Raw genomic sequence first — 25,802 nt, 5'->3', positions numbered from 1 at the left:
GGTTCGTTCGTGCTGGGCCTGGCCACCCTGCCGTTCGTCTACAACGTCTGGCACTCCTACAAGGTCGGCCAACTGGTAAACGTCGACGACCCGTGGGGCCACGGCAACTCGCTGGAGTGGGCGACCTCGTCGCCGCCCCCGCTGCGCAACTTCGACCGGATGCCGCGCATCCGCTCGGAGCGCCCGGCGTTCGACGCGAAGTTCCCCGAGCTGGCGGCCGGCGAGCAGTCCCTGGCCGGCCCGCCGGAGGGTGGCGCCCGGCTGCTGACCAGCGAGGCCGACGGCGGCGCCACCTACCAGGAGGACATCAGCTCCGACCGGGACCGCTGACCGGCGCTTCCCAGAACGGGTCGTCGTGGTCGGCGGTCAGGCGGGCCCGGGCCCGCTGGGCCTGCCGCAGCGCCCAGCGCCGGCGGGCCACGCCGGTCACCATGCGGGCCGGGCGCCGCAGCAGGAAGGGCAGCAGCAGGAGTACGGCCAGGGCCACCGCGATCCACAGCAGCACCCGGCTCAGCGTGCCGAGGCCGCTGGACGGCGGCGCGGCGGCGGCGTTCACGCCGACCCCGGCGGGCAGCGCCGTGTTCACCGCGGCGACCGGGTTGACCAGCCGATCCGTGGTCGTGGACAGGACCTGCCGGGTCGCGTCGGCGGCCCGTAGCCCAGGGTGGGCCGCCCGGACCAGGGCAACAGTGCCGGCCACGTAGGCCGCGGCGTACTCGTCGCCGCTGACCACCCCGCCGATGCTCGTCACGCCGGTGCCGGGGGCCAACAGGTCCACCGACTCGGCCGCGTACGGGAAGGCCGGCTGCTTGTCCGCCCCGATCGCGCCCACCCGGAGCAGGCCGTCGGCCGCCTCACCCTTCGCCCACGCGGGCGTCACGACCACCACGTCCCGGGAGATCGCGTCGCTGACGGCGGCCCGCACGTCGGCGTCCGAGGCGTCGGCACCCACGCCGAGCAGGACGACCTTGGCGCCGGCGGCGACCGCGACGGAGATGCCGGTCGCGGCCGAGCGCGCCTGGTTGCCGGCCCGGACCGGCACGATCCGGGCGCCGGGCGCCACCCCGAAGGTGTCGTCGTCGCCGGCCACGATGCCGGCCAGGTTGGTCCCGGCCACTTCGCAGCCGACGTCCCCGCGGCCGGCGCCGGCCACGACGTCGGCACCCGGGGCGACCCGGCCGGCCAGCTCGGCCGCCGACCCGTCCACGCCGGAGGCGACGATGCCGACCTTGACGCCCGCGCCGTTCGTCACCGGCCAGGCCCGGCTCGGGGTCAGCAGGGTCTGCGCCCAGGACGCCTCGGCCGGGGTGTCCGACGACCGGGCGCACCCGGAGGACGAGCCGGCGCCGGCCGGCAGCGGGCCGTTGTGCAGCTCGGCGCCGGTCGCGTCCCACGGCAGGAGGAGCTGCCAGCCCGCGGTCAGGTCGCCCGGATCGGCGAGCCGGTCGCCGTCGGGCTGCACCCGTCCCGCGTTCAGGTCGAGGATCTCACCGGCCCGGCTCGCGTCGCCGAGGAACCGGGTGGCGATCTCCCACAGGTTCTCCGGCGCGCTCTGGTAGGACACCGTCACCGTGTAATACAGCTGGTTCGCGGGCGGCGCGGCCTGGGCCGGAGCCGCGAACAGCACGGTGATCGCGGCGGCCAGTGCCGCCACCCGCGACCTCATCGTCGGCATCTCACCACTCGGATTTCTCGAGGAGGGCCCACTCGTGGTCGTCGTTCGCCAGGCAGGGCACCAGAGCCAGGCGTACGTCGGACCCGCCGTTGCCCGCGCCCGGCACGTCGATGCACATGTCGGCGACCGTGTTGCGCAGCCAGTAGTAGACGAATCCGCCCGCCGTCTTCTTCGGTTCCAGCCGGAAGTACTGGTTGTCCTGGTCGAAGCAGCCGGTCTCGGTGAGCTCGGTGCCGGACGCGACCGCCTCGTTGCCGGGCGGGTCGATGCAGAACCCGTCGTCGGTGTTGCGGATCCAGTAGAGCTGGTAGCCCTCGCCGTCGACGGCCCGCGGCTCGAATGTCCACTCCTGGTTGTCGTCGCCGGTCTTGCTGCAGGTGAACTGGGTGACCGGCCCGTCGCGCGGTCCGGCGCCGTAACCGGGCAGGTCGGCGCACATCTTGGTGACGAGGTTGAGGATGAAGTACGGCCCGTAGCCGCGGCCGGTGGAGTCGGCCCCCTTGATCGCCGGCTGGTTGGCCCGCGCCGGTTTGGTGGGCTTCGCGGCCGGACTCGTGGTCGTCTTGGCCGGTTTCGGTGCGGCCGAGGCCGACGGGGCCGCCGACGGCTTGGCGATCTGCAGCCGCGGGTCCTTGGCGTACTCCGCCTCGGCCTTGGTCACCGCGTCGGCCGACGCCGCCCGGTCGAAGGCGGCCAGGGCGGCCGGGTACTGCCCGCCGGCCTGCTCGATCAGCTTGCACATCGCCCGGCCGAGGGCCGGGATGGCGTAGCCCGGTTCCCACGGTGAGCCGTCCTCGGTCCAGGCCTGCGGCTGGAACTGGGCGATGCCCTGTTCACCGACCGCGCCGAGCTTGGTGGCGCTGAATCCGGAGGTCACCATGATCTGGGCGGCGACCCGGCTGGGCGGCAGATCGGCGCAGTTCTTGCCGGCGTCGACGACCGCCTGCAGGTAGGCGTCGGGCACCGGAATCACCGCCGCACCACCGGCCGGAGAAGAAGGCGCGCCGCCGCCGCCCAGGGCCGGTTGCAGGGCATACCAGGTGGCGTACCGCGAAACGGTGTCCACATAGTCCTTGGCCCGATCCGGGATGCCGCCGGCCGCGACCACCTGGTCCATCCCGAGCCGGAACGCGGCCAGCGCGATCCGCCACGGGTCCTCGTCCAGGTGCAGGGCGCGGGACTGGCCGACGAGCCGGCACATCAGGTGGGCGAGGCCGGTGATCGCGGCCGCGCGGTCGGTCGGCTCGGCGCCGGTCCACGGCGCGTTCTGCTGCCACTGCCCCGGGGTCAGCGCGGCCACCCCGATGGCGCCGCCCGCCCGCAGGTCACCGACCGGCCGATCGGTGAAGTGCGAGGCCACCATGACCTGGCCGGCCAGCCGGGCCGGGGTGAGCGCGGTGCACGACGACGCGGCGCCGACCAGGATGCGCACGTCGGGCGCGGTGAGCTGGTTGCCCCGCAGCGGCTCGGCCGCGTTGGCCGCCTGCCGGGCCGCGAAGCCGCCGGCGCCGGTCAGGACGGCGAGGGCCAGCACGATGCCCAGCGCCACCGGCCGGGTCGGTCTCGGCAAGCGGACCATTACCGGCTCGTTCCTTCCGTCAGCAGCTCGTCCTCGGTCGGCAGGTCGACGTCCGGCGCCCAGCGCAGGGTGGTCACGACCGCGTCGAACAGCAGCACGATGGCCTGCACCGGGTCGGCCTCGACGTCGCCGTCGGTGAGCACGGTGAAGGTCAGTACGCCCCAGACGCCGGGGGCGTCGGGCGCGGCCACGTAGTAGTTCACGCGTACGGCCGGCGCCTTGCGTTTGATCGGTCCGCTGTCGACGACCTGGCGGACCCGGGCCGCCGGGCAACCGTCGATCTCCAGCGCCATGCCGTCCGGGCCGGCGTCGGCCAGGATCGAGTTCAGCACCGACCGCGGGTCCTGCGGCTCGCCGTCGTCCTCGATCACCGACAGCAGCAGCGTGCCGGGCAGCCGCATGCCGTGCATCTCGGTCACCGGCAGCACGACGGCCCGGGCACCCTGCCGTTCGGCCTGGTCGGTCGCGTCGGTGAGGTCGCGGTTCAGCATCCGGCGCCATGGTCCGGCCTTGTCCCGGGGCAGCGTGTCGGGCAGGGCGTGCCGCACGATCGCCTCGATCGTCTTGGCCCGCACCCGGCGCAGCTCGGGCAGGGTGGGAACGTGCACCCAGCCCTCGGGGACGATGAGCTCAAAGTCCAGCATGGATGAACTCCAACGGCTGAGTGGCGATCATGTGCATCACGGCTTCCACCCCGGAGCCGATCACCGCGAGCTGGTCGAGCGCCTTGACCCGGGTGGTCAGCAGGACGTCGACGGCCTGGTCGTCGAGGCGCAGCGCCGCGTTGACCCGCCCGTGCAGTCCCTCGCCGTTCGAGCTCGCCATCGCGAACACGCGTACGCCGTCGCCCCGCTCGGTCGTCAGATAGTCGACGGTTGGTGGGCGTACGTCATCGGCGAAGCCCTCGGCACCCACCTCGGCCATCAGGTAGGCCGGATCTTCCGGCCGGGCCGGCCGGAACTCGGCCAGGATGAGCAGCGGCAGCCAGCGTGGCCGCTCCTCGAGGAAGCCGCCGCCCCAGATGAGCCGGCAGTTGGCGGGCATGCCGTCGGTGCGCGCGAGCAGGTCCCGGGCCAGCGCGGCGCCCATCTCGGGCGCGTCGACGCCGACGCCCAGCCACTCGTCGAGCAGCTTCACGAGCGACGCCGTCCAGTCGTCGCTGGCGGCGGCCGGAACCCAGTCCCAGTACCAGGAGATCATCAGGCGTTCTCGAATGCCGGGTTGGAGGTGGCCTGCAGGCCCGCGATGATCAGGCCCGCGCCGAGGTTGAAGATCTGGTTGAGGCCGCCCCAGGATCCGAAGATCCACTTGAGACCGCCGGTCGCCCAGCTGAACCCGCTGCCGAACGTGCCGAGGCCGCTCAGCCAGCCGAGGTTCTTGAGGTTGCCCAGCTCGAAGAGGCCGCTCAGCCAGCTCTTGCCGACGTCGAAGAAGCCGGGCTTGCCGGCCCCGATCATCAGCGGCTTGCTGAAGTCGAACAGCTCGATGATCTGCCCGTTCGGCCCGACGCCGGGCTTGAACTTCAGGTAGGGCAGTCCCTTGAGGAACTTGGTGAAGCCCTCGATCGACTTGCCGAAGGCGCCGAACGCCGCGCCGAGGCCGGCGAAGCCGAGCCCGACGGCGTCCAGGACGACGCTGAGCACACTGCCGTCGCCGCCGGCCAGGAGGATGCTGTCGGCCACCAGGAGTACGGCACCGGCCGCGAACCCGGCTATCGCGAGCACGTTGAGCCCGGGTATCAGGAAGGCCAGCGCGGTCAGGACCATCGCGATGATCCCGAAGATCTCGCTGATCTTCTTGAAGATGGCCATCACCCGCCAATTGATCTTGTCGGTCAGCCCGTCGTCGTAGTTCTTGCAGTTCACTGCGTCGCCGAAGCGCTTGCCGGCCACGTCGAGGGCGTCCAGCGCGCCGGTCAGCCGGTTCTTCGCCGCGGTGATCGCCGAGTTCGCCTCCTCCTGCGCGCGCTGCTTGTCGGTGCCCTTCTGCTGCTCCGCCGGCGGGATGTTGCCGTCCGCGTCCTTCTGCGGGTCGGGCAACCCGTTGGCTCTGGTCAGCGAATCGGTGCCGGCCGACTCGTCGCGCTCGGCCGCGTTCACCTCGTCGATCGCGTGCTGCAGGTCCGGCTCGTACTTCTTGGCCTCGTTCGCGACGTCGCGGTAGCGCACCGCGGCCTTGGTGAGGCTGTCCTTGAGGGACTCGGCGTCCTCCTTGAGCGGCTCCACCCACTGGCCGCGCAGTCCCTCGTCACCGGCGTCGACGATCTTCTGCAGTTTCGCCACCGCGTCGTCGATGGTCATCGAGATGTGCTCGTAGCGCTTCTGCGCCGCGTCGATCTCGGCCGGGTCGGCCTTGCGGAGGGTGCCGAGGCGGCCGTCGCTCACTTGTCGCCCTCCTGAAGGCTGGCGACCATCTTCGCCTCGGCCTCGGCCCACGCCTGGTCGGCGCCCTCGACCGAGTCGCGGAACTTCTTCATGGCCTCGACCATCTTGTCCCGGCTGCCGGTCCAGTTGTCGGCGAAGTCACCCATCGACAGGTTCGCGTTGTGCTGCCCCCACTGGCCCTTGAAATCGTCCTGGAAGTCGAGCGCGCCCTCGAACTGGCTGATCAGCTCGCTGAGGTCCCGGGCCAGGTCGGCCAGGTCCTTGACCACGATGTCGGCCATCAACTCACCGCTTCCATAGTCGGTATCTGAACGGTTTGCAGGGTGCCGTCGCCGAGGTGCACCCGGGCCATGCCGGGCACCACCCGCTCGGCCAGGTTGGCCCGGGACAGCCGCACGCCGACCAGGTCGCCGGCGCTCAGGGTGGGCGGGGAGAGCAGGGCGCCGCGGCGGTTCTTCTTGACCTCGACCTGCCAGCCGGAGAAGCCCATCGCGACCGAGGAGATCTCGCCGGCGATGACCACCGCCCGCCGCCGGCCGGACGCGGTCCGGATCAGCTGGCGCAACCAGTCCCGGCAGGAGACGTCCCGCCAGGCTTCGGCGTCGTCGACCAACAGCGCGACCGGCCCGTCACCGGGATCTACCAGGGCGGCGAACTCCTGTTCGGTCGGGCTGTCGCCGCTGACGATCCCGCGCACGCCGGGGCGGCCGGCCAGGTCGGTCAACGGGGTCCGCAGCGGCGCGCCGATGACCAGCTCGAAGCCTGTGCGCAGCATCGACTCGGCCATCACGCGCAGCGCGGTGCTGCGGCCGGATCGGGACGGCCCGGCGATCAGGAACGTCGGCTGGTCGCCGAGCAGATCCATGCCGACCGGGGCGAGATCGTCGCCGCCGACGCCGATCAGCGCCCACCCCGGCCCCGGTTTTCCGGCCGACGACCAGGCCTGCTCGAAGGTCAGCTGACTGGGCATCGCGGCGATCCTGGCGGGCCGCAGCCTGTTCTCGACAGAGACCTCGCGTTCGGTCAGCTGACCCGCGATCGCGTGCATCGCGGCGACCTGGGCCGGGCCGCTCGGATCGGCGGCGATCAGGGAGACCTGCACCTCGATCGCGCTGATCGCCCGGTAACCGCGTCCGGGCGGCAGGTTCTCCGGGATCTTCCGCGGGTTCAGCCCGGCCATCGTGGCGTCACTGCGGTCGGAGAGCCGCAGCACCAGCTTCTCCTCGCAGAGCGAGCTCATCCGGCCGCTGAGCAGGCTGTGGTCGCCGGCCACGATCAGGTGCACGCCGGCGCTGGCGCCCTCCCGCATGAGGATGTGCACGATCTCGGTGAGCGTCCCGTTGTCGTGCTCGCTGAGGGTTCCCATGAACCCCTCCCAGCGGTCGATCAACAGCAGGATGTGCGGCAGCCGGTCCGCGGCGGGGGCGGCCGCGCGCTGTTCGGACAGGTCGGCGAACCCGCCCTCGCCGAGCACCCGCTGCCGGCGCTGCACCTCCTCGTGCAGCCGGCGCAGCAAACGCGCGGCGCGCTCCACGTCGGTGCGCTGGGCGACCGCGCCGCAGTGCGGAAACTTGGTGAGCGGCAGCAGCGCGCCGTTGCCGCAGTCCAGCCCGTACAGATGAAGGTCGGCGACACCCGCGGCGGAGGCCGCCGCGGTGGCGATCGTGCGCAGCGCCTGCGACCGGCCCGACCGCGGTGCGCCGACGATGTGCAGGTGGCCGAAGGTGTCCAGGTCCAGCTTCATCGGCACCTGCTGCTGCGTCCGCGGCAGGTCCTGCACGGCCCAGGTCCCGTCGGACAGATCGGTCACCGACAGGGTCGGCAGCGCCGGCAGCCAGGGCCGCCGCTGGGCGGGCAGGCCGAGCATGTCGTTCGTCTGCCGGATCGCCGCCACCAGCACCGACAGGTCGGTCGCCTCGTCGGCCTCGGCCAGGCTGCGGGGTCGCTGCGGCACCGGCCGGCCCAGGTCCTGCCAGCCCACCGGGTGCAGGAACGGCACCACCACCGCCTCGGCCCGGTTCGACCGCGGCCGCCGGCCGCCGACCCGGCCGGTCTGGAACGGGATCAGCGAGCTGTGCCCGAGTCGGGCGTACGCGCGGCCCGGGGTCGCCGCCGAGATGCTGGCCGCCTCCCGGGCGTCGATCACGTCGGCGCTCTCCCCCGCGTCGGTCACCCGCAGCGCGACCCGCAGGTTCGTGTTGGCCCGGATCTCCGCGTTCACCACGCCGTTCGGGCGCTGGGTGGCCAGGATCAGGTGGATGCCGAGCGACCGGCCGCGCTGCGCGATGTTGACCAGGCCGGTGACGAAGTCGGGCAGTTCCCGGGCCATCGAGGCGAACTCGTCGATCACGATGAGCAGCCGCGGGATGGGTTCCGGCACCGGGCGCCGGGTCGCGTAGTCGAGGTAGTCCTCGAGGTCCTTGGCGCCGACCGCGGCCAGCAGGTGCTCCCGGTGGGTCAGCTCGGCGCCGAGCGAGGTGAGCGCCCGCTCGACCAGGTGGGTGTCGAGGTCGGTGACCATCCCGACGGTGTGCGGCAGGTCGACGCAGTCCTTGAACGCGGCGCCGCCCTTGTAGTCGACGAGCACGAAGTTCATCGCGTCCGGCCGGTTCGCCACCGCCAGCGACGCCACCACGGTCTGCAGGAACTCCGACTTGCCCGACCCGGTGGTGCCCGCGACCAGGCCGTGCGGACCGTGCTGGACCAGGTCGAGCGCGAACGGACCGTCCAGGCTGACGCCGACGATCGCCCGGGTGCCGCGCGGCGACGAGGTCCAGCGGGCGCTGACCGCGGCCACCGACGGGTCCTCCAGCCCGAGCACCTCGAGCAGGCGGGCCGAACCGGGCAGCGCCGCGTCGCCGTGGGTGTCGCTGACGTCCCGGATCGGGGCGAGTCGCCGGCCCACGGTCGGGAACCACTCGTCGATCACCTCGTCGACCCGGATGCCCTCGATCGTCGCCGCCCGCTGCTGCCGCAGCGTGGTGGGCAGGCCGTCGCCGCCGACGACCACGGTCGTGCACTCCTCGGGAAGGGTGCGCTCGTCACTGTCCACGCAGACGAAGTAGACGCCGACGGCCGGGCCGCCGAGCAGCACCGAGACCAGGCCGGGCAGGGACCGCAGCCGGCGGGCGCCGTCCAGCACCACGACCACGTCCGGGTCGCCGATCGCCGCACCGGAGCCGGCGTTCAGCCGGGCCTGCCGCCGGGCCTCGATCAGTTCGATCAGCTCGGCGATCCGCCGGGCGATCGTCTCGGCGTCGGTGCCGAGCAGGGTCAGGGTCTGCTGGCCGAGCAGCGGGCGGGTGTGCGGCAGCCAGGCCGCCCACTCCCACAGGGCGCTGCCGTCCGGGTCGGTGAGCACGTAGAGCTGCAGGTCGCGGGGGCTCTGCGCGACCGCGAGCTGGCCGATCATCCAGCGGGCGAGGCGGCGCGGCCACTCACCGCGGCCGGCTACGCCGACCACGCCGGCCTGCACGATCGAAAACGCGACGGGTACGTCGTTCAGCTGCCGCCCGGTCTGCCGGTCCTGCCCGGCCGCCTCCACCTTGATCGCGCTGGGCAGGTCGGCGATGCCGATCCGGGTGACCAGATGATCCGGATCGGTGCGGCGGCGCTCCCACAGCCGGGCCCGCGGACCGGTGGCCACGATCAGCAGTTCGGCCGGATCCGGGGCGGCGACCCGGCGATCCTGTCGCTCCAGGACGGTGGTCTCGGCGATGTCGGCCTCGATCGCGGTGACCCGGGCCCGGTGCTCGGCGACCTGGGCCCGATAGGTGCGGCCACCCTGGCGGCGCGAGGACCACCAGTTGCCGACCACCATGACCGGCGACATCGCCGCGAACATCAGGTACATCGGGTTCCGCAGCACCGTGGACATGACCACGCCGAACGCCGCCGGCAGGGCGGCGGCCAGCCACGGCAGAGCGTTCGGCGTGGGCGCCTTCGGTTCGGCCGGGATCTTGAACTTGTCCGGGCGGATCGGCGGGAGCAACCGCGGCGGGCGGTTGTAGTCGAGGTACTCGCTCTCCGGTGACGGCTCGACCATCGCGTCCGGGCAGCGCACCGGGTGCGCCTCCAGGGCGGTGCCGCCCGCGGTCAGCTGCGCGGTCTCCCGCCAGACGACCTCACCCCCGGTCAGGTCGACCCGGTCCAGCAGCAGGCCTTCGCCCCGGACGTAGACCGCGGCGTCGAACGTGACCCGGACGACGGCGGCCACCGGCTCGAGCCCGTCCAGCCGGATCGCGCAGGCCGGGGCCGAGCCGATCCGGTGCTCACCCGGGGTGAGGGACCAGATCCGCCCGGCCCCGGCGCCCGTCACGGCCCGGATCGTGACGAGACCGCCGGTGGCGTACGGGGCCGGACCCGGCCCGCCGACCCACAGCACCGAGCCGTCGTGCACGCCACTGGCGGACAGCGGAAGGTCGAGGTCGAGCGGCCGGTCGTCGCGGTAGATCGGGCCCTGCGCCGGGGCAACGTCGAGGCTGTCGAGCAGGTTCTTGACGATGTCCCGGACCGGCGTGGCCGGATCGGCGTCCACCACCACGTCGGCCGACCACGCCCCCGGCGACGCGAGCGTGATCAGCATGCGCATTACTTGTTCAGCGAGCCGGCGAGCTGGGTGTCCATGTCGCGCAGCGCCTCGACGGCCTTGTCCAGCCACTCGGAGAGCAGGTCGAGGTTCTCCATCAGCTCGTTCGCCGCGTTCACGAACTCGGTGTGCACCTCGTCGAACTTGCCGGACGCCTGGTCGGTGACGAAGCCCGAGCCGGTCAGGTTGTCCACGATCGCCTTGCACTCGGTGAGCCGCGAGTCGATCTCGTTCTTGTTGTTACGCATCCGGGTCGCGCTGTCCGACATCTCCGTGTAGGTGATGTTCAGGTTCGCCATCGGGTCGTCCCTTCGCTGGTCCGGTCAACGCTGATCAACGTAGGAATGACGACCGGCTGCGGTCCAGATCGAAGTACGCGAATGTGGGCCCATGGGCCCACGGCCCTCGTTGACAGCCGCGGGCCGGCCGCTGACGATTCCGGCGTGAGAAGTGGAGCCTGGACCGTCGACCACGCGTTACGTGCCCTGGCGACGGGGTGCGCCGCCCTTCCCGCCGTCGGCGCTGTCGTCCTGGGCCCGGAGTCGGTGCGGCTGCGCCTGACCACCCCCGACGAGGCACCCCCGCCCGGCTGGACCGCGACCGACCAGGGCCGCACCTGGGCGGCGTCGGTGCACCAGCTGGCGAACGCGGCGGTGGACGACCGGATCCCGGAGCCGTACCCGCTGCTCGTCTCGGTCGGGGTCGTCGACGGTGGACGGCTGCTGCTCAACCTGGCCGAGGCCGGCGGGCTGGTCAGCGTGGAGGGCGACCTCGAACTGGCCCGGAACCTGGTGCGGTCGTGGTCCCGGCGGCTCACCACCAGCCCCTGGTCGGGCCGGGTCCGGGCGATCCGTGTGGGTTTTCCGCCCGATTCCGACTTCGCCGGGTGGGATCTTGACCGGTTGGCGGAGGCGGCCGCCGAACTCGACGACCCGTACGGCGGGATCCTGCTGTTCGCCGATCGGCCCCAAGGCCGCGAGGCCTACCAGGTCGAACGGCTGCTCGCCGAGCCGGCCCGGCGCTGGACGGTAGTGGCCGTCGACGGCGGCGACGCGGCCTGGCGGCTCACCGTCGGTGTGGACGGCAGCGTCGACACGGGCATGCTGGCCGAGCCGGCGCGAGCCGCGTGAAGCATTCATGAAGAAAGATCCCCCAGACTGACGCACGTGATCACGGTTCCCGCCAAACCGGGTGGCCGGGTGCGCATCGCGATCTCCAGTCCGGAGATCCTCGCCCGCATCCGCCACGAGTTCGCCAGCAAAGGCCTCGACGTGCAGATCGACGGGCTGCCCTCGGTCGAGGTGGTAATCACCCCGGGCAGCGGGGTCGCGCCCTCGACGGGTGCCCTCGCCGACGCCCTCAACGGCCTGGCCGGGCCGCACACCCACCGCCGGGATCCGGCCACCGCCCGCTACCGGCTCGCGCTGGTCCCGCACGGCCGCCCGGCCGACCAGCCACGGGACGGGCGAGGGCCGCTGTCGCCGCGCGAGGCCGAGGTCATGGACTGGATCAGCCGGGGCCGGTCCAATGCGGACATCGCCGGCCTGCTCCAGGTGCAGCCGAAGACCGTGAAGAACCACGTGAACCGGATCTTCACCAAGCTCGGCGCCCGTAACCGCGTCGACGCGGTGCTGATCTGGCAGCGTACTTAGGTGAGCGCCGCGAGATAGGCACGGACCTCGCCGGCCTCCTCGGCGTCGATCTCCTCGAACCGGGCGAGAGCCCGGCGGGCGAGGGCGGCGCCCGCGCCCGCCCGGGCCAGGCCGAACAGCGCCAGCCCCTCGTGGTAACGGTCGCCGGCGTCCTGACTGATCCGCAGGGCCTCGCCGAACGTCTCCTCGGCGGCCGCCGGTCGGCCGAGACCGTGCTGCGCCAGTCCGATGTTGATCAGTAGGTTGGCCTCGACCAGCTGGCTGTGGGACCGCCGGGCATACTCCAGGCCGGGCTGCCCCTCCTCGATCGCCTCGGCCCACCGCCCGGTCTCCGCGTTGAGTTCGCAGAGCACGTCGTGGGTGGCGGCCAGGTAGTAGTCGATGCCCTCCCGGCGGGCGAGTTCGAGCGCCTCCCGGGCCGGCGTGCGCGCGGCCTCGTACTCCTTGGCCTCGCGCAGCGTGGACGCCAGGTTGCCGAGCAGGCTGATCCGGTGCTGCCAGTCGGCCGGCTGGTCGAGCAACTCCAGCCCGCGGCGCAACTGCTCGACCGCGGTGTCGTTCCGGCCCAGCCGGGAGTGCGCGACGCTGCGGTGGTTGAACATGATCGCCTGGGCCACCCGGTTGCCCGAGGTCTCGGCCGCGCGCATCCCCACGCCCAGCAATTCGAGCCACTCGAGGGGCCGGCCGGCCGCGTAGAAGTAGTTGAACAGCAACTGCGTCAGGTGCCACGCCGACTCGTGCTGGCCACCGCGGCCGGCCCGGCGGGCGAGCGCGACGATGTTCTGCCATTCCTGGCCGCACCAGCGCAGGGAGTCACTCTGCCCGGCGAACAGGGCCGGCGGAACGTCGGTGTGCGGCGGCTCCATAGGCGCGCCCCGGCCGACCATCCGGTCGCCGACCACCGAGAGCGACACGCGGTACCAGGCGAGGACCCGGCCGAGGGCGTCACCCCGCTCGTCCGGTGTGAGCTCGCCGGCCAGCTCGGCCGCGTAGGCCCGGACCAGGTCGTGCATGGTGTACCGGCCGTCGTCCTCCTCGATCAGGCTGAGCGCACACAGCCGATCCAGGCGGACCGCCGCCTCGTCCACTCCGGACCCGAACAGAGCGGCCGCCGTCGACCGCGTGACGCTCGGCCCGGGGAAGACGCCGAGCAGGCGGAACGCTCGGGCCGCGTCCGCGGCGAGCGCCGCGAACGACCAGGACAACACGCCGCGTACGGAGTAGAGCACGTCATCGGCCAGCTGCAGGGTGTCCAGCCGGAACCGCTCCAACTGGGCCACCAGGTCCTCGATGCCGGTGCCCGCGGCCGAGACGACCTGCTCGGCCGCGATCTGCAGGGCGAACGGCGACCGGTCGCACAGCGCGGTTAGCCGATGGGCGGACGCCGGCTCGGCGCCCACCCGGTCCGCGCCGATCAGCGTGCTGAGCAGCCGCAACGACTCGTCGTCGCTGAGCGCGCCGAGCGAGATCCGGCGGGCCGAATGCCGGACGGCCAGCCCGGAGAGCCGGTTGCGGCTGGTCACCACCACGAAGCAGGTGCCGCCGCCGGGCAGCAGGTCCTCGATCTGGTCGGTGGACGCGGCGTTGTCCAGGACGAGCAGCACCCGCTTGTCGGCCAGCATGCTGCGCCACAGCGCGGCCCGCTGTTCCCGGCCGCTCGGCACGTTGCGGGCACCGGCCGAGGTGAGCAGCTGGTGCAGGGCGGCTTCCGGGGTCAGCGCGGCGTGCGACGGATCGAACCCGCGCAGGTTGATGTAGATCTGCCCGTCCGGGTAGCTGTCGCGCAGCAGGTGCCCGGCCCGGATGGCCAGGGTGGTCTTCCCGATCCCGCCGACCCCGACGATCATGACGAGCCGCCGGCCCGGCGTCAGCAGGGTGAGCAGTTCCTCGGCACGGCCCACGAAGGCGTCGTTGTCGTGCGGGAGCTGAGCCGGTCGCGGCGGTCGGCGGTCGTCGGCCAGGATCTCGGCGTGCACGGCCTGGGTCGACGGCGACGGGCTGATGCCCAGCTCGGCGGCGAGCACCCGGCGCAGGTCGGCGTACTGGCTCAGGGCCTCGGCGGTGCGGCCGGTGCGGTGCAGGGCGGTCATCAGCGTGCCGCGCAACCGCTCGTCGAACGGGTGGGCCGGGACCTCAGCCAGCAGCCGGGCGGTGACCTCGCCGGGCGGGGCCTGCTCGGCGTACTCGATCAGCAGTTGCAGTCGAAGTGCGGCCAGGCGGTCCCGGGCCTGCGCGACGAACGGCCCGGGGACCCCGGTGAAGGCCGGCCCGTTCCCCCACAGCTCCAGCGCCTGAGCCCCCGCCCGATCCTCGGCCACGGTGACGTCGAACGCCGCCCGCTCGAGCCGCAGGCAGTATCCGGCCCGGCTGCTGACCAGCTGGTCCTTCGCCGGTCCGAGCGCGCGGCGAAGGCCGGAGAGATAGGTGTGCAGACTGCCGGCCGCGGTCGCGGGCGGTGCCTCGCCCCAGATCCGGTCGACGAGCTGCTCCCGGGAGACGGTCGTGCCGGCGCACAGGGCCAGCACGGCGAAGACGGCACGTTGCTTCGGCGGGCCCAGCTCGATCTCGTCGCCGTCGACGAACGCACGGAACGATCCGAGGCCCTCGACCCGCAATCGGCCATCCACCAATGCACTCCTCGCGCTCGATAGCCGCGCAACGATAACGCAACTAGCTTTGTGGCCTATGTGGGCATTAGCCGAGGTGTTGTAGCTTCACTGCTGAAGCGGTTCAGCAACCGGCCGGAGGCAGCGTCATGACCCTTACGGCCGCCGCCGTGCTCGGCGGGCTGCGGCAGCGGGCCTGGTCGGTGCTGACGGTCTCCGCGTTCCTGGTGCTGTCGGCGGCCGGCGCCGCCGGGCCGATCTTCGCCGAGGCCTCCGACAACGCCGCCTTCCAGGTCCGCCTGGGCGAGGTCGCGGAAACCACCCGGCAGAACGACGCCGCGGTCGTACGCATCTCGGCCAACGTCGGCCCAGCCGCCTTCGACCAGCAGTCGGTCGTCGACGACCTGCGGTCGGTGCCCGGCCTGACCGACTTCGATCTGACCGGCGCCTCGGTCGGCGCCGAGCTGGCCCGCCCCGACTTCTGGGGGTTCACGGTCAACGGACGCGAGCGCGGCCGGTTGTTCGCGGTCGGCTCGCCGGCCGCCGAACTGACCGCGGTCGGTGCGCCCGCCGGCCAGGACGGACTGTGGCTGCCCCGGCCGATGGCCGCCGACCTCGGCGTGCAGCCTGGTGATCAGATCGTGCTCGCCCTCGTCCGGGGCACTCGCGGCAAGCCGCAACGGGTCACCACTACCGTGAACGGCGTCTATGCGGTGGACGCCACCGGCCGGCTGCCGGGCGGGCGGAAATGGGCGCTGCGGCGGGGCGACACCCCCGAGGACACCGAGTACCGCACCCTCCCGGCGTACCTCCTGGTCGGCGAGGTGCCGACGGTGGAACGCCTGGCGAAAGCGACGAAGGACCAGATGTTCTGGTCGGTCGAGGCGTCGCTCGCGCCCGGCGCGACCTTCGCCGAGACGAAAACGACCGCCAATCGCCTCGAACAGGTCCGCCGCAAGTACGCGACCGCCTCGCCGGCCGACGGCGACGACCCGCTCGCGCTGCGGTTCGCCAGTGGCATCGGCCGGATCGTCGCGACGGCCCAGGCCACCACCGAGGCGGTGCGGCAGCGCACCCGGCCGGTGGAGTGGGCCGCGATCGGCGTGGGCTTCGCATCGGTGCTGGCCGTGGCCCTGCTGTCGGCGCGCCGCCGGGACCGGGAGGTGCGGCACGCGGTCGCCGTCGGCCTGACCCCGCTGCGGGTGGGCGGGCTGTGGCTGCTCGAACATCTGCTGCCGGCGGCAATCGGCGCGGTCCTCGGCTGGCTCGCCACGTGGCAACTGATGGCACTGCTCGGCCCGCCCGGGACGATCTCGGAATCGCTCGCGCCGGCCGCCCTGACGGGCGCGGCGGCGGTGGGTGCCGGAGTCGTCTCGGTGGCGGCAGTCGGATCGGTCGCCGCTTTCCTTCGCGTACGGGCATCGCCTCCGGCAACCGCACGGCGACCGTTGCCGTGGCCCGCGATCATCGTGGTCGCCGCCCTGGTAGCGGCGGCGAGCCTGGTGAGCGCCGGCGGCCGGGCCTCCACCGTCGACCTGCTGGTCCCGCTGCTCGTGCTGGCCGCCGCCGGCGTACTGGCCGGGTGGCTGCCCGGCCTGCTGGCCGGTGGTGCCCGGCTACCCTCGTCGCCACGGCGGGCCGCGGTGTGGCTCGCCCGCCGACGGCTGGGTTCCGGCGGGGCCGAGCGGCGGCTCGCCGTCACGGTGGTGACCGCGGGCCTGGGCATGCTGCTGTTCGGCCTGTCGGCGGTGGAGTCCACGACCACCACCGCCGACGACCGGATCGCGGTAGCGGCCGGCGCCGAGCGGGTCGCGGTCCTGGACGACGGTTCCGCCCAGCTCGACGACGCGGCCGTGTCGGTGCCGCCCAACGACCCGACCCTGGGCGCGCCGCCGGACGCACCGGTTCCCGGCGTACGCACCCCGCCGCTGCCGGACGGGAACACCCTGGTCTGGCGCAGCGACGTGCTGACCCCGCTCGACGACTTCCGGAAGGACCTGCTGGTCATCGACCCGGCCCGGTTCCTGGACGTCGCGCTGTGGGGCAACGGCCCCGACCTGGCGGCCGCCCGCTCGGCCGTGCGGGCGCTGGCGGCCGACCCGGGCACCGCCTCCGAGACGAACGGGAGCGGCTCGGTCCGGGCCATCGTCGTCGGCGATCCGGCGTCCGCCCTGGTCGACACGATCCGGGTGTCGATCGGGGCCTCTACCGAGGACCTGACGGTGGCCGCGCGGGTGCCCGCGTTCCCCGGCATGCAGGGCCGCCCGATGTACGTCGTCGCGGCCACCCCGATGTTCGCCAAGCTCGGCCCCGAAGATCCGCGGCTGCGCCCGCGCACCGAGTTGCCGGCCGGCGTCCAGCTGTTCCGCACCTCCCTGTGGAGCTCCACCGGCGCGCTGGACGTGCCGGCCGCCTCCTCGGTGACCAGCGCGACCCTGCTCCGGCAGGACGCCACCTACGTCGCGACCGACCGAGCCCGTGGCTACCAGGTCGCCGTCGCCGGTTACCTGGCCCTGCTGGCCGTCCTCACCCTGTGCGTCTACGCCCAGCGCAGCACGGCGCTGCGCCGCCCGACCGACCTCATGCTGGCCCGCGTCGGCCTCGGCCCGGCCCGGGTGCGCCGGGCCCGGGCCCTGGAATTCGCGCTGCTGGCGGCGGTGTCGGCGGCCGCGGCGGTGGCCGGCGTGGCGGCACTCGCACCCCTCGGCGGGCGCCTGCTCGACGACCAGCCCGGGCTGCTCCCCCGGTTCGCCTTCCAGCTCTCGCCGCTCGGCCTGGCGGTCACCGTCGCGGCCGCGGCCGTCGCCGCCCTGCTGGCGGTGGCGCTGACCACGGTGCGCGCGGCCACCGCGGAGGAGGACGCCTACCGTGACGACTGAACCGTTGCTCGAAGGCCGCGAGCTGCTGCAGCTCTACGCCGCGCCGACCGGCCCCACCCAGGCGCTGCGCGGCGTCGACGTCACCGTGCTCGGCGGCCGGATCAGCGCCATCACCGGCCCGTCCGGCAGCGGCAAGTCCACCCTGCTGGCCCTGCTCGCGCTGCGCGAACGACCGGCCGGCGGGGAACTGCGGCATCGCGGCACGCCGGTGTCGGGTCTGACTCGCCGCCAGTTGCAGAGGTTGCGCCGCCGCGAAATCGGGTGGGTGGCCCAACGCCCCACCCACAGCCTGTTCCCGCAGTTGGACGCTCGTGGACAGATCGCACAGATGGCCCGCTTGCGCGGCGTACGCCTGGCTGTTCTGGATTCTCTTGCCGAAGTTGATCTCACGGCCCGGGCCACCGCTCTGCCGGCAGTCATGTCCGGTGGCGAGCAGCAGCGCCTCGCGGTGGCCGCGGCCGCCGTCGGCGCCCCCGCGCTGCTGGTGGCCGACGAGCCGACCGCCGAGCTGGACGACGACTCCGCCGCCCTGGTCCTGGGATTGTTGCGGGCCCGAGCGGCACAGGGCAGCGCGGTAGTGATCGCCACGCACGACGCGCGGGCGATCGCCGCCGCCGACACCGTGCTCCGCCTGCGCCACGGAGTCCTGACCGGTTATGTCTCCGCCGACCAGCGGCACACCACCACGATCGACGGCCAAGGCCGACTGCAACTGCCCGAGGACGCGCTGGCCCTCTTCCCCGACGGCTCGCTAACCGTCAAGATCGTCGACGGCCACGTCGAACTGCACCGGCCGGAGTGAACATGCCGCTGGTAGAGGTACACAACGTCAGCCACACCTTCGTGCTGCACGAGATCAGCCTGACGCTGGAAGCGGCCACCGTCGCCGTGCTGGCCGGGCGATCCGGCTCCGGCAAGACCACGCTCTGCCACCTGATCGCCGGGGTCATGGCCCCCACCAGCGGCTCGGTGCTGGTGCGTGGCCGGCCCCCGTTCCCCGCTCCCGCCTGGGAAACCGTGTCGCTGCTGCCGCAGCGCCTGGCCCTGGAACCGTCGCTGACCGTGACTGAGAACGTCCTGCTGCCCGCCGCGCTGCGCGGACTCTCCGAACCTCCGGAATCGCTGGACCGGCTCGGCCTGACCGCCATCGCCCACCGCCCCGCACAGGACACCTCGCTGGGCGAACAGCAGCGCACGGCCCTGGCCCGCGCACTGGTCCTGAGCCCCGCGGTGGCGGTACTCGACGAGCCGACCGCCCACCAGGACGACGACCACGTCGCGCTGGTCCTCGACGCGCTGCGCGCCGCGGTCGGCACCGGAACGCTGGTCATCGTGGCCACCCACGACCAGCGCGTGATCGACGTCGCCGACACCGTGATCCGGCTGCACTCCGGCCGGATCAGCTGACCTCCAACACCTCGCGCAGCTTCGCCGCGAACTCCGCGGGCTTGCCGGCGTAACCGAACTCCCCGCCGAGAAACCCACCGTGGTGACTGGGGAACACGGTCGCTTCCTGCCCGAGCAGCTTGGCGACACCGTGCGCGGTGCGCGCCGTGTAAGCGTCCTGCGTCTCCTCGCCGACCGCGATGACGATGCGGGTGGGCGCCGCCTTCAGCGCCGCCACATCGGGCTGATAGTCGGTGATCGGCCAGGACTTCTTCGACAGCAACGGATCGTCCCGCCTACCGTCGTCCTCGGCCGGCATGCCGAACATCGCCGGGTCCGGCGCGGGCTGCGCGAAGAACGCGTCGGTGAACTCTCCCTGCCAGGACGTCATCACGATGAAGGCCGCCATACCCGCCCCGACCCCCTTGGCCTGATAGGCATCATGGAAACCGGCCCGCGCCCGCTCGGCCGCCGCCGCGTCCGGCAACACCGAGTTGATCGGCGGTTCGTGCGCCACCAGCGTGCGAACATCCGCCGGATGCCGGGCGACAAGCTCGAGCGCGGTGACCGCCCCGCCACTGCTGGCAAAGACATCAACCGGCCCCACCCGAAGCGCCCCGATCAGCCGATGCAGATCACCCGCCTGATCCTGCGGGGTGTGCGAGTCCCGCCCATCCTTGCGAACGCTGCGCCCAAGCCCACGAGGGTCATAGGTGACAACGGTCCGGTCCCGGAAGTGCCCGGCCAGCACCGCAAACCCGTCGGCGGTCATCGGCTGCCCGATCATGAGCAGAACGGGAAGCCCACCAACCGGCGGAAACGCCCCACGAACGTCATAAACGAGGTCGACATCCGCCAAATTCAGGGTCCGCGTCTGCATATCCGTCATACCGCCGAGGCTACGTTCCGTACGCCCACCGGTCACGAAACTTGATAGTCGTCGATACCGTCACCGGGAGAGCTCGACGCGGACGAACGGCGGACGGTCATGGCGAAACCTCGAACGCCGCCGCACGGGGGTACGCCCGATCAGCCGCCGCAGTCGGGCGGAGGCGGTGGCGGCGATCCTCCGAAGCGGCGAACGACCACCGGCGGAGCGGCCGACGAGCCGGACAACGTCGCCGCGGCCCAGGCAAGGGTCGCGCACCTCGCCCAGGGAGGCCGTCCCGGCGAGTCCCGCCGCCTCACGCCGTCCGGCTCCATGTCGGCCCTGGGACCGGCGGCGAAGATCCCCTTGCTGCCGCCGAACCCCCGGCACAATCTCAACAGCATTCGGCCCGACAACTCCGTGGTGCTCTCCGGCACGGACGTGGCTGCCAACCTGGCGGAAATCTCCGCCGGCCGGGGGTAGGTGGAACGCCGACAGCAACCGGTACGGGGTCAACGGCCGGTCATATGCCGTGGAATCGACCGGGACTGTCTTCCCGGTGTCCGGGCCAGGCTTCGTGAGTCTCTCCCGGCCCGAATATAAGGTGCTCAAGCAGCTGATCGGCTCCGGCGGCGACCTCGAGGCGGCTCGGGCCGCGTTGCGCCGCGGTCCAAGCGTCAGCGACGCGGACTGGCGTTCGGCGCTCGAGGTCTTCAAGCACCACAGGAGCTACAGGGGCGAGTCATGACCTACGGAATCTATTTCGACAGCAGGGTGCCCGCCGAGGCATTGCGGCAGGCGCTGCACGCTGTCTACAACGTGCCGCCGGAACTGGTGTACACCGGCCCGCACGACGCACTCAACGAGCACCCGGGCCCGGATCCGATCGCTCTGATCACGCCCACCGGCGGACAGTTCGGCCACGAGTTCAGCGCGGGCGACCGCCTCCGGGAACTGACGAACGCCACCGAGTTGGAACTTGCCCAGGCGATCTGCCGAGTCGCGCGAGCCCGAGCGTTATTGGACGACGGCAGCCCCGCTCCCGACTACTGGTTCCTGGTCACCACGAACGGCAATTACGGCCGAGTACAAACCGACCCCGACAGCGACGAACTCACCATCTTGTATGCCCTGGAGCCAATCACCGGCGAACCAGACCTCCCGGTCGTGCCCCCACCGGACTGGTCCCGCACCTGGTGAACTGAGCATTCTCCAGGTATGCGGAGCCGCGTCTACCGTGTAGGCACCCCTCCTTCAATACGTCGCCGTGCCGGGATCAGGCGAAAGAAAGAGTCTCCGAGAATTCAGAAGCGACGACCGGTGCTCTCAGGTAAGAGCGTGATCGGGGCTGGCGAAACACTGCGGCGCGACTTCGACTTGCGCACCACGCTGGGCCTGCCAACTGGCATCTCCTACGCGAGGTGAGCGAGCTCAGGTCGCCGCCGGGGCACGGACTTGCCACAGGGCGCTGACTGGCATGGCGCGAAGTTTGTCACCGAACGGCAGTGTGGATGTTCCGGTGTAGAGGACGATCCCGGCGATGAAGTCGTCGCCGAGGCGGTCGGCGAGGCGCCGCAGCCCGCGGAAATCGTCAGGTCCGACGGTGGTGGCCGCCTTGACCTCGATGCCGACGACTTGGCCGGATCTGTTCTCGAGTACCGCATCTATCTCGTACCTGGCCTGGTCACGGTAGTGCGAGAGGTCGATCCGCTGCTCGGACCAGGTGAGTTGGCGGGACAGCTCGGACAGGACGAAGGTTTCGAGCAGTGGGCCGAATGGCGCCCCTGGCCGGAGCAGCGCCCGGGCGTCGGTCGCGACCTCGTTGGCAGCGATCCCGGAGTCGACGAAAATCAGCTTGGGGCTGGCGGTGGTTCGAGTGCCGAGGTTGCGAGACCAGCCGGGGATCCGTTTCACAAGAAAGATCTCCTCCAGTGCCCGGAGGTAACGCGCGATCGTCGGCCGGCTGAGTCCGAGCGCGGATTCCAGCGAGTTCGCTGCGATGAGAGTGGCGGATCTGGCCGCCAGCAGGCGCACCAGTTTGCGCAGTTCCCCTTTGTGCTGGATGTCGGACAGCTGCCGAACATCACGGTCGATAAGTGCTTGAACGTACGCGTCAAAGAATCGCTGGCGGCGGCGCGGGTCATCCCGGGTCGTAGCTTCGGGCAGACCGCCCCGCACGACTCGGGCGGCATAGTCGGCCCTGGTCACCTGCGACTCGTGCCGCAAATCCGGGCCGCGGGCGAAGACGGCGTCGACAAATCCGTCCGGTTCACCGTCGAGTTCTCCTTGCGAGAACGGCCACAGTTCGATCGTTTCCATCCGGCCCGGCAGCGCGTCCGGGGCAGCAACCATGCCGAACAGCCGGGACGACCCGGTGAGCAGATATCGACCAGGGCGCGGGTCCTCGTCGACGGCGGCCTTGATAGCCAGCAGGAGCTCCGGATCGCGCTGAATCTCGTCGATCACCAGCAGTTCCGGGGAGTCGACGAAGCCGATCGGGTCGGCAAGCGCGGCCGCCCGGTCCTGGGCTCGGTCAAGGTCGCGGCGCTCAGCGAGCCGATCGCCGGCGACGAGCCGGACGAGAGTGCTCTTGCCGGCTTGGCGCGCTCCACTGATGAGCACCACGCGGGTGTCGGCCAGTGCGGCGTCCACCTGCGCCGCGGCGCGACGCGGAATCAGCGGCGGTGTGGGCACACGTCATGGTAACCACGCCGGTTTCGATCTGCGGGGCAGTCGGCTTTCGATTTGCAGGACGGGCGGTGTTCGATTTGCAGAAGCGCTCACATTCGATCTGCGCAGTCGGCAAGCTAAGAAGTGTCCGGCGTCGCCGCCCCAGGAGGTGCACCCCGCGGTGCCGGTGCCGGAACAGGCGGGTGACTCCTCGCGAAGTCACCGCTGGGCACGCCAAGCCGAACGTGCTCCGGCCGACGACGAAACCGCCACCAACACCCAATGGCACCACTCGGAACTCCACGGGACGCCCGGGCACTCGTGGGTATCCCCAGGTCGGTAAGATAAGGGCCGTAGGCCCTCGTAGCTCAGGGGATAGAGCATCGGTTTCCTAAACCGTGTGTCGCAGGTTCGATTCCTGCCGGGGGCACCACAAATCACGGCGGCACGGGCAACCGCACCGTGACCACCGTGCCGGTCGGGGCGTTACTGGTCAGGTGGATGTGGCCGTCGTGCAGGTTGATGATCGCGCGTGCCCGGCTCAGCCCCAGCCCGCTGCCGGCAGTCCCGTGATGGCGCACGTTGCTGCCGCGGAAGAACCGGTCGAAAACCCGGGCCCGCTCGTCGGTAGGGGTGCCGATGCCGGTGTCGGCCACCTGGAACTGGATCGCGGTCTCGTCGATGGTCGCGGTCACCCGCACCGCGCCGCCCAGTGGCGTGTAGAGGACCGCGTTGGCCAGGATGTCGTCGATCACCTGGCGTAGCCGGTCGGGGTCGGCGGTCAGCCGGATGGTTTTCGGCAGTTCGGTGTGCAGGCGGATGCCGTTCGCCGCGATTCGCGGGCGGGCACTGTTCACCGCGGCGGTGATCAGGTCGCACAGGTCGATTTTCTTACGGCGCATCGGCAGGTGGCCGGCTTCCAGGCCGGCCAGGTCGAGCAGGGCGTTTACCGTGTTTTGCAGGCTGCCGGCGTTGCGGGCGATGGTTTCGATCATTTCTTGCTGGTCGACGGTCAGGGCGTCCAGCTCGTCGTGCAGCATGCCGGCGTGGGCGGTGATCGAGGCCAACGGTGTGCGGAGTTCGTGGCCTACCAGGGCGATGAAGTCGTCTTGGGTGCGGCTCAGTTCGTGGCCCAGGCGTTCGGCGCGGCGCAGCGCTATCCAGATGCCGATCTGGGCGGCCACCCCGTCGAGGAGCACGGTCAGTAGTTCCTGGTGGCTTTGGGAGCTGCCGGCGTAGCAGGTCAGCACCCCGAGGAGGGTGTCGCCGTCGCAGACCGGGGTTGCCATCACGGTGCGGATGCCGTGGTCGGCGGCGGCTTCGACGCGGTTACGTTCGAACGGGGTCACCAGGTCGGTGTAGACGGTGATGTCGTCGACCCAGATCGGGCGGCCGGTCTGCCACACCCGGCCGGTGATGCCGGCGCCCTTGATCGGCGTGTGGCCGAAGAGGTCGTCCGGCTCGCCGGGCCAGTTGCTCCAGTGGCCGACGGCGTCGAGGTTTCCGGTTTGCTCGTCGACCAGGAAGAGTTCGGCGGCCGGCCAGTCGAGGGCGGTGGCGACCGCCTCGAGGAGGCGGGGGGCGGCTTCGCCTCCGGTTCGGGACGAGCGCAGGCTCCGCTCGACGGCGTGGTGACAGGTGCGGAAACGGCTGGCGAGGCTATGCGCGGAACCGTCGTCGGGGTCGGCCGATGCCCGGGAGCGCACTCCGCCGATGTCGGCCACGGCCAGCAGGGAGGTCACGTCTTCGGCGGTCCACCGGTGCGGACGCCGGTCCATCGCCAGCAGGGCGCCGATCACGTCGTCGCGGTCGTCGCGGACCGGAACGCCGAGAACCGCGCGTACGGCCAGTTGGTTGCCGAATCCCGGCCAGGTGTCGTCGTCGCTGCGCACCACGCGCGCGTCGGTGATCACCTGCGAGTAGAGCGGATCGGCGAGCGGCAGCCGACCGGGGGTGACGAACCCGAAATGGCCGAAAGTCTCCACGGCCTCGTCACGCGTCATGAGGAGTGCCGCCATCGGCGCTCGCACCAGCCGCGCCGCCAGCCGGGCGAGCGCGTCACCGGGCATCGAGCCGTTCCCCGCCGAAGACTCATCCATCAGGGCCCGATCTGCTGAAAAGCGAGCGGACCAGCGCACGTTTCAGCCCGACACCCCCCTTTATAGGCCAGCCGGGGGCGGAACATTTGCCGAAAGGCAAATAAATCAACTACAGGGTGTCGCGGCGGCGGGCCAGCTCGGTGCGGTTCCGGACGTCGAGCTTGCGGAAGATGTTGCCGAGGTGGAATTCGACGGTTTTCACCGAGACGAACAGGCGCTCGGCCGCTTCCCTGTTGCTGAGACCGTCGGCCACCGCGACCGCCACCCGGATCTCGGCGCCGGTCAGGGCCGCCTCGCCCGGTTTCGAGGCGAGCGGCGGTGGCGGCGTGTAGGACGGGCGACCTCCGGTGACACCGAGCAGATCGGCCTCGGTGAGAGCCAGCATGCCGCCCGCACCGATCGCGGCGTAGCCGGCGCACGCGGCTTCCAGCAGGCGCACCGCGGGGGCCCGCCGACCCCGCCGGCCGTGGTGCGCGCCCAGCAGCCAGGCCATCCGGGCGCGCGGCAACCGCTCGGCGGGCCGGGTCAACTCCGGCAGCACCGACTCGAACTCGTGCATCCGCTGCTCATCGTCGGGTGCTTCGATCCAGGAACGCCAGGCCGCCATCGCCGGTCCACCGGGCAGGAAGACGGGCGCGGGTGGCACGCCGTCGAGCAGCCTCGCGGCCGTGGAGAGGGAGCCGTGCAGGGCGTGGTGGGTCGCCAGCTCCCAGCGGTATTCGAAGGTCAGGCCGGAATCGACGCCCATGCCGCCGGCCACCATCAGTTCGAGCATCGCCACCCAGGCCTCGGTGTCGCCCTGGGCGAAGTGCAGCGTGGCCGAGCCCTCGACGATGTGCCCGGCCACCCATGCCGAGCCGTTCCGGGCGGCCAAGGTTCGGGCCTCGGCCAGGTGTGCGGCCGAGGAGGAGAGGTCACCGCGCAGCGCCTCGCACTTGATCAGCCACGAGGTCACCTCGGCCTGCACGTCGGGGCGGCCGGCCTGCAGGGCCAGGTCGCGGGCCTCGAGCATCTCGGCCTGACCGCGCACCAGGTTGCCGGCCCAGGCGTCGCCCAGCCCGATCATGGCGAGGAGCCGGGCGCGGGCGACCGGGTCGAAGCTCAGGCGGTCGACGTAGCCGGCGTACTTCAGACGGGCCTCGTGCGGGCGGATCAGCGTCAGGGTCACGAAGATCGCGCACTCGAGATAGAGCGGGTCGTCGTGCAGACCCAGCGAGTCGAAGAGCGCCAGCGCGCGTTCCAGATGAACAACAGCACCAGGTAAGCCCGCACGGGAAAGCGCGACCCCGGTAACTACGGCCGCCAGAAACGGTTCCTGCACGGAAAATCGGGACATTTCCCCGACGAGAGGCTGGAGATCCAACGCCCCGGAATTGCGGGTCAAAACCAGGAAGGCCTGGAACAACAGGCGCGGGT

General features: G+C 71.7%; 20 protein-coding genes, 1 tRNA gene and 1 pseudogene. 9 read left to right on the top strand and 13 right to left on the bottom strand.

The features are described from left to right. A pseudogene (locus Ato02nite_RS39225) lies at positions 1-330 on the top strand (aa3-type cytochrome oxidase subunit I); the annotation flags it as partial. Here Ato02nite_RS39225 and Ato02nite_RS39220 read toward each other — a convergent pair. Genes Ato02nite_RS39220 through Ato02nite_RS39185 form a run of 8 tightly spaced genes read right to left on the bottom strand, consistent with a single transcriptional unit; the run spans position 308 to position 10,525 of the window. After that, entirely contained in the window at positions 308-1,666 is a 1,359-nt protein-coding gene (locus Ato02nite_RS39220) for a S8 family serine peptidase (protein ID WP_213011765.1), read from the bottom strand. The pseudogene Ato02nite_RS39225 and the gene Ato02nite_RS39220 sit on opposite strands and share 23 nt — an antisense overlap. A 10-nt stretch (positions 1,667-1,676) precedes the next feature. Further along, positions 1,677-3,245 (bottom strand): RICIN domain-containing protein, encoded by a 1,569-nt coding sequence (locus Ato02nite_RS39215; protein ID WP_213011764.1) that lies wholly within the window; start codon positions 3,243-3,245, stop codon positions 1,677-1,679. A gap of 8 nt (positions 3,246-3,253) precedes the next feature. Next, positions 3,254-3,898 (bottom strand): hypothetical protein, encoded by a 645-nt coding sequence (locus Ato02nite_RS39210; protein ID WP_213011763.1) that lies wholly within the window; start codon positions 3,896-3,898, stop codon positions 3,254-3,256. Continuing rightward, a complete protein-coding gene (locus tag Ato02nite_RS39205) occupies positions 3,885-4,454 on the bottom strand; it encodes a hypothetical protein (RefSeq protein WP_213011762.1) in 570 nt (189 codons plus the stop codon). Before Ato02nite_RS39205 ends, Ato02nite_RS39210 begins: the two co-directional genes overlap by 14 nt. Then, positions 4,454-5,638, bottom strand: coding sequence for a hypothetical protein (locus Ato02nite_RS39200; RefSeq protein ID WP_213011761.1), 1,185 nt, complete (start codon positions 5,636-5,638; stop codon positions 4,454-4,456). The genes Ato02nite_RS39205 and Ato02nite_RS39200 overlap by 1 nt, the downstream gene beginning before the upstream one ends. Next, positions 5,635-5,919 (bottom strand): hypothetical protein, encoded by a 285-nt coding sequence (locus Ato02nite_RS39195; protein WP_213011760.1) that lies wholly within the window; start codon positions 5,917-5,919, stop codon positions 5,635-5,637. The genes Ato02nite_RS39200 and Ato02nite_RS39195 overlap by 4 nt, the downstream gene beginning before the upstream one ends. Next, positions 5,919-10,223: an FtsK/SpoIIIE domain-containing protein gene (locus Ato02nite_RS39190; RefSeq protein ID WP_246607958.1), complete on the bottom strand. Its 4,305-nt coding sequence runs from the start codon at positions 10,221-10,223 to the stop codon at positions 5,919-5,921. The genes Ato02nite_RS39195 and Ato02nite_RS39190 overlap by 1 nt, the downstream gene beginning before the upstream one ends. Before the next feature lie 5 nt (positions 10,224-10,228). Next, a complete protein-coding gene (locus Ato02nite_RS39185; RefSeq protein WP_203803721.1) occupies positions 10,229-10,525 on the bottom strand; it encodes a WXG100 family type VII secretion target in 297 nt (98 codons plus the stop codon). A gap of 144 nt (positions 10,526-10,669) precedes the next feature. Here Ato02nite_RS39185 and Ato02nite_RS39180 point away from each other — a divergent pair, with 144 nt between their 5' ends. Both Ato02nite_RS39180 and Ato02nite_RS39175 read left to right on the top strand, forming a co-directional pair. Then, the gene (locus Ato02nite_RS39180; RefSeq protein WP_213011758.1) at positions 10,670-11,356 is read left to right on the top strand and encodes a hypothetical protein; all 687 of its coding nucleotides are present in this window, start codon (positions 10,670-10,672) and stop codon (positions 11,354-11,356) included. A gap of 36 nt (positions 11,357-11,392) precedes the next feature. Then, positions 11,393-11,878, top strand: coding sequence for a helix-turn-helix transcriptional regulator (locus Ato02nite_RS39175; RefSeq protein ID WP_213011757.1), 486 nt, complete (start codon positions 11,393-11,395; stop codon positions 11,876-11,878). Here Ato02nite_RS39175 and Ato02nite_RS39170 read toward each other — a convergent pair. Next, positions 11,875-14,505 carry an AfsR/SARP family transcriptional regulator gene (locus tag Ato02nite_RS39170; RefSeq protein WP_213011756.1) on the bottom strand — a complete coding sequence of 877 codons (2,631 nt, stop codon included), beginning with the start codon at positions 14,503-14,505 and terminating at the stop codon, positions 11,875-11,877. The genes Ato02nite_RS39175 and Ato02nite_RS39170 overlap by 4 nt on opposite strands. 128 nt (positions 14,506-14,633) lie before the next feature. Between Ato02nite_RS39170 and Ato02nite_RS39165 the strand changes: the two genes are divergently transcribed. Genes Ato02nite_RS39165 through Ato02nite_RS39155 form a run of 3 tightly spaced genes read left to right on the top strand, consistent with a single transcriptional unit; the run spans position 14,634 to position 18,770 of the window. Beyond that, a complete protein-coding gene (locus Ato02nite_RS39165) occupies positions 14,634-17,363 on the top strand; it encodes an FtsX-like permease family protein (RefSeq protein WP_213011755.1) in 2,730 nt (909 codons plus the stop codon). Next, the gene (locus tag Ato02nite_RS39160) at positions 17,353-18,165 is read left to right on the top strand and encodes an ATP-binding cassette domain-containing protein (protein WP_213011754.1); all 813 of its coding nucleotides are present in this window, start codon (positions 17,353-17,355) and stop codon (positions 18,163-18,165) included. The genes Ato02nite_RS39165 and Ato02nite_RS39160 overlap by 11 nt, the downstream gene beginning before the upstream one ends. A 2-nt stretch (positions 18,166-18,167) precedes the next feature. Further along, the gene (locus Ato02nite_RS39155; protein ID WP_213011753.1) at positions 18,168-18,770 is read left to right on the top strand and encodes an ABC transporter ATP-binding protein; all 603 of its coding nucleotides are present in this window, start codon (positions 18,168-18,170) and stop codon (positions 18,768-18,770) included. Here Ato02nite_RS39155 and Ato02nite_RS39150 read toward each other — a convergent pair. Further along, positions 18,763-19,638, bottom strand: coding sequence for an alpha/beta fold hydrolase (locus Ato02nite_RS39150; protein ID WP_246607957.1), 876 nt, complete (start codon positions 19,636-19,638; stop codon positions 18,763-18,765). The genes Ato02nite_RS39155 and Ato02nite_RS39150 overlap by 8 nt on opposite strands. A gap of 99 nt (positions 19,639-19,737) precedes the next feature. On the opposite strand from Ato02nite_RS39150, the gene Ato02nite_RS39145 reads away from it, so the two are divergent. Continuing rightward, positions 19,738-20,100, top strand: a complete 363-nt coding sequence (locus tag Ato02nite_RS39145) for a hypothetical protein (protein ID WP_213011752.1) — start codon at positions 19,738-19,740, stop codon at positions 20,098-20,100. A gap of 261 nt (positions 20,101-20,361) precedes the next feature. Next, positions 20,362-20,817, top strand: a complete 456-nt coding sequence (locus tag Ato02nite_RS39140) for a hypothetical protein (RefSeq protein ID WP_213011751.1) — start codon at positions 20,362-20,364, stop codon at positions 20,815-20,817. Positions 20,818-21,048: 231 nt separating this feature from the next. On the opposite strand, the gene Ato02nite_RS39135 is transcribed toward Ato02nite_RS39140, so the two are convergent. After that, the gene (locus Ato02nite_RS39135) at positions 21,049-22,311 is read right to left on the bottom strand and encodes an ATP-binding protein (RefSeq protein WP_213011750.1); all 1,263 of its coding nucleotides are present in this window, start codon (positions 22,309-22,311) and stop codon (positions 21,049-21,051) included. Between the two features lie 333 nt (positions 22,312-22,644). On the opposite strand from Ato02nite_RS39135, the gene Ato02nite_RS39130 reads away from it, so the two are divergent. Continuing rightward, positions 22,645-22,720, top strand: a tRNA-Arg gene (locus tag Ato02nite_RS39130). Between the two features lie 4 nt (positions 22,721-22,724). On the opposite strand, the gene Ato02nite_RS39125 is transcribed toward Ato02nite_RS39130, so the two are convergent. Both Ato02nite_RS39125 and Ato02nite_RS39120 read right to left on the bottom strand, forming a co-directional pair. Beyond that, positions 22,725-24,386 (bottom strand): sensor histidine kinase, encoded by a 1,662-nt coding sequence (locus Ato02nite_RS39125; RefSeq protein ID WP_213011749.1) that lies wholly within the window; start codon positions 24,384-24,386, stop codon positions 22,725-22,727. 109 nt (positions 24,387-24,495) lie between these two features. Continuing rightward, on the bottom strand, positions 24,496-25,722 hold the full coding sequence (locus Ato02nite_RS39120; RefSeq protein ID WP_213011748.1) for a helix-turn-helix transcriptional regulator: 1,227 nt from the start codon (positions 25,720-25,722) through the stop codon (positions 24,496-24,498). Positions 25,723-25,802: the final 80 nt, after the last annotated feature.

It is taken from the genome of Paractinoplanes toevensis, assembly GCF_018332695.1.
GTDB classification, from domain to species: Bacteria; Actinomycetota; Actinomycetes; order Mycobacteriales; family Micromonosporaceae; genus Actinoplanes; species Actinoplanes toevensis.
Note: the sequence above shows the minus strand (reverse complement) of the source record. Positions and strands in the feature narration are given on the sequence as shown.

Excerpts from the sequence above, each read along its gene's own strand:
- Ato02nite_RS39220 (WP_213011765.1), bottom strand. The coding sequence starts at position 1,666 with ATGAGGTCGCGGGTGGCGGCACTGGCCGCCGCGATCACCGTGCTGTTC.
- Ato02nite_RS39210 (WP_213011763.1), bottom strand. The coding sequence starts at position 3,898 with ATGCTGGACTTTGAGCTCATCGTCCCCGAGGGCTGGGTGCACGTTCCC.
- Ato02nite_RS39205 (WP_213011762.1), bottom strand. The coding sequence starts at position 4,454 with ATGATCTCCTGGTACTGGGACTGGGTTCCGGCCGCCGCCAGCGACGAC.
- Ato02nite_RS39195 (WP_213011760.1), bottom strand. The coding sequence starts at position 5,919 with ATGGCCGACATCGTGGTCAAGGACCTGGCCGACCTGGCCCGGGACCTC.
- Ato02nite_RS39190 (WP_246607958.1), bottom strand. The coding sequence starts at position 10,223 with ATGCTGATCACGCTCGCGTCGCCGGGGGCGTGGTCGGCCGACGTGGTG.
- Ato02nite_RS39185 (WP_203803721.1), bottom strand. The coding sequence starts at position 10,525 with ATGGCGAACCTGAACATCACCTACACGGAGATGTCGGACAGCGCGACC.
- Ato02nite_RS39165 (WP_213011755.1), top strand. The coding sequence starts at position 14,634 with ATGACCCTTACGGCCGCCGCCGTGCTCGGCGGGCTGCGGCAGCGGGCC.
- Ato02nite_RS39155 (WP_213011753.1), top strand. The coding sequence starts at position 18,168 with ATGCCGCTGGTAGAGGTACACAACGTCAGCCACACCTTCGTGCTGCAC.
- Ato02nite_RS39150 (WP_246607957.1), bottom strand. The coding sequence starts at position 19,638 with ATGACGGATATGCAGACGCGGACCCTGAATTTGGCGGATGTCGACCTC.
- Ato02nite_RS39145 (WP_213011752.1), top strand. The coding sequence starts at position 19,738 with ATGGCGAAACCTCGAACGCCGCCGCACGGGGGTACGCCCGATCAGCCG.
- Ato02nite_RS39140 (WP_213011751.1), top strand. The coding sequence starts at position 20,362 with ATGACCTACGGAATCTATTTCGACAGCAGGGTGCCCGCCGAGGCATTG.
- Ato02nite_RS39125 (WP_213011749.1), bottom strand. The coding sequence starts at position 24,386 with ATGGATGAGTCTTCGGCGGGGAACGGCTCGATGCCCGGTGACGCGCTC.
- Ato02nite_RS39120 (WP_213011748.1), bottom strand. The coding sequence starts at position 25,722 with ATGTCCCGATTTTCCGTGCAGGAACCGTTTCTGGCGGCCGTAGTTACC.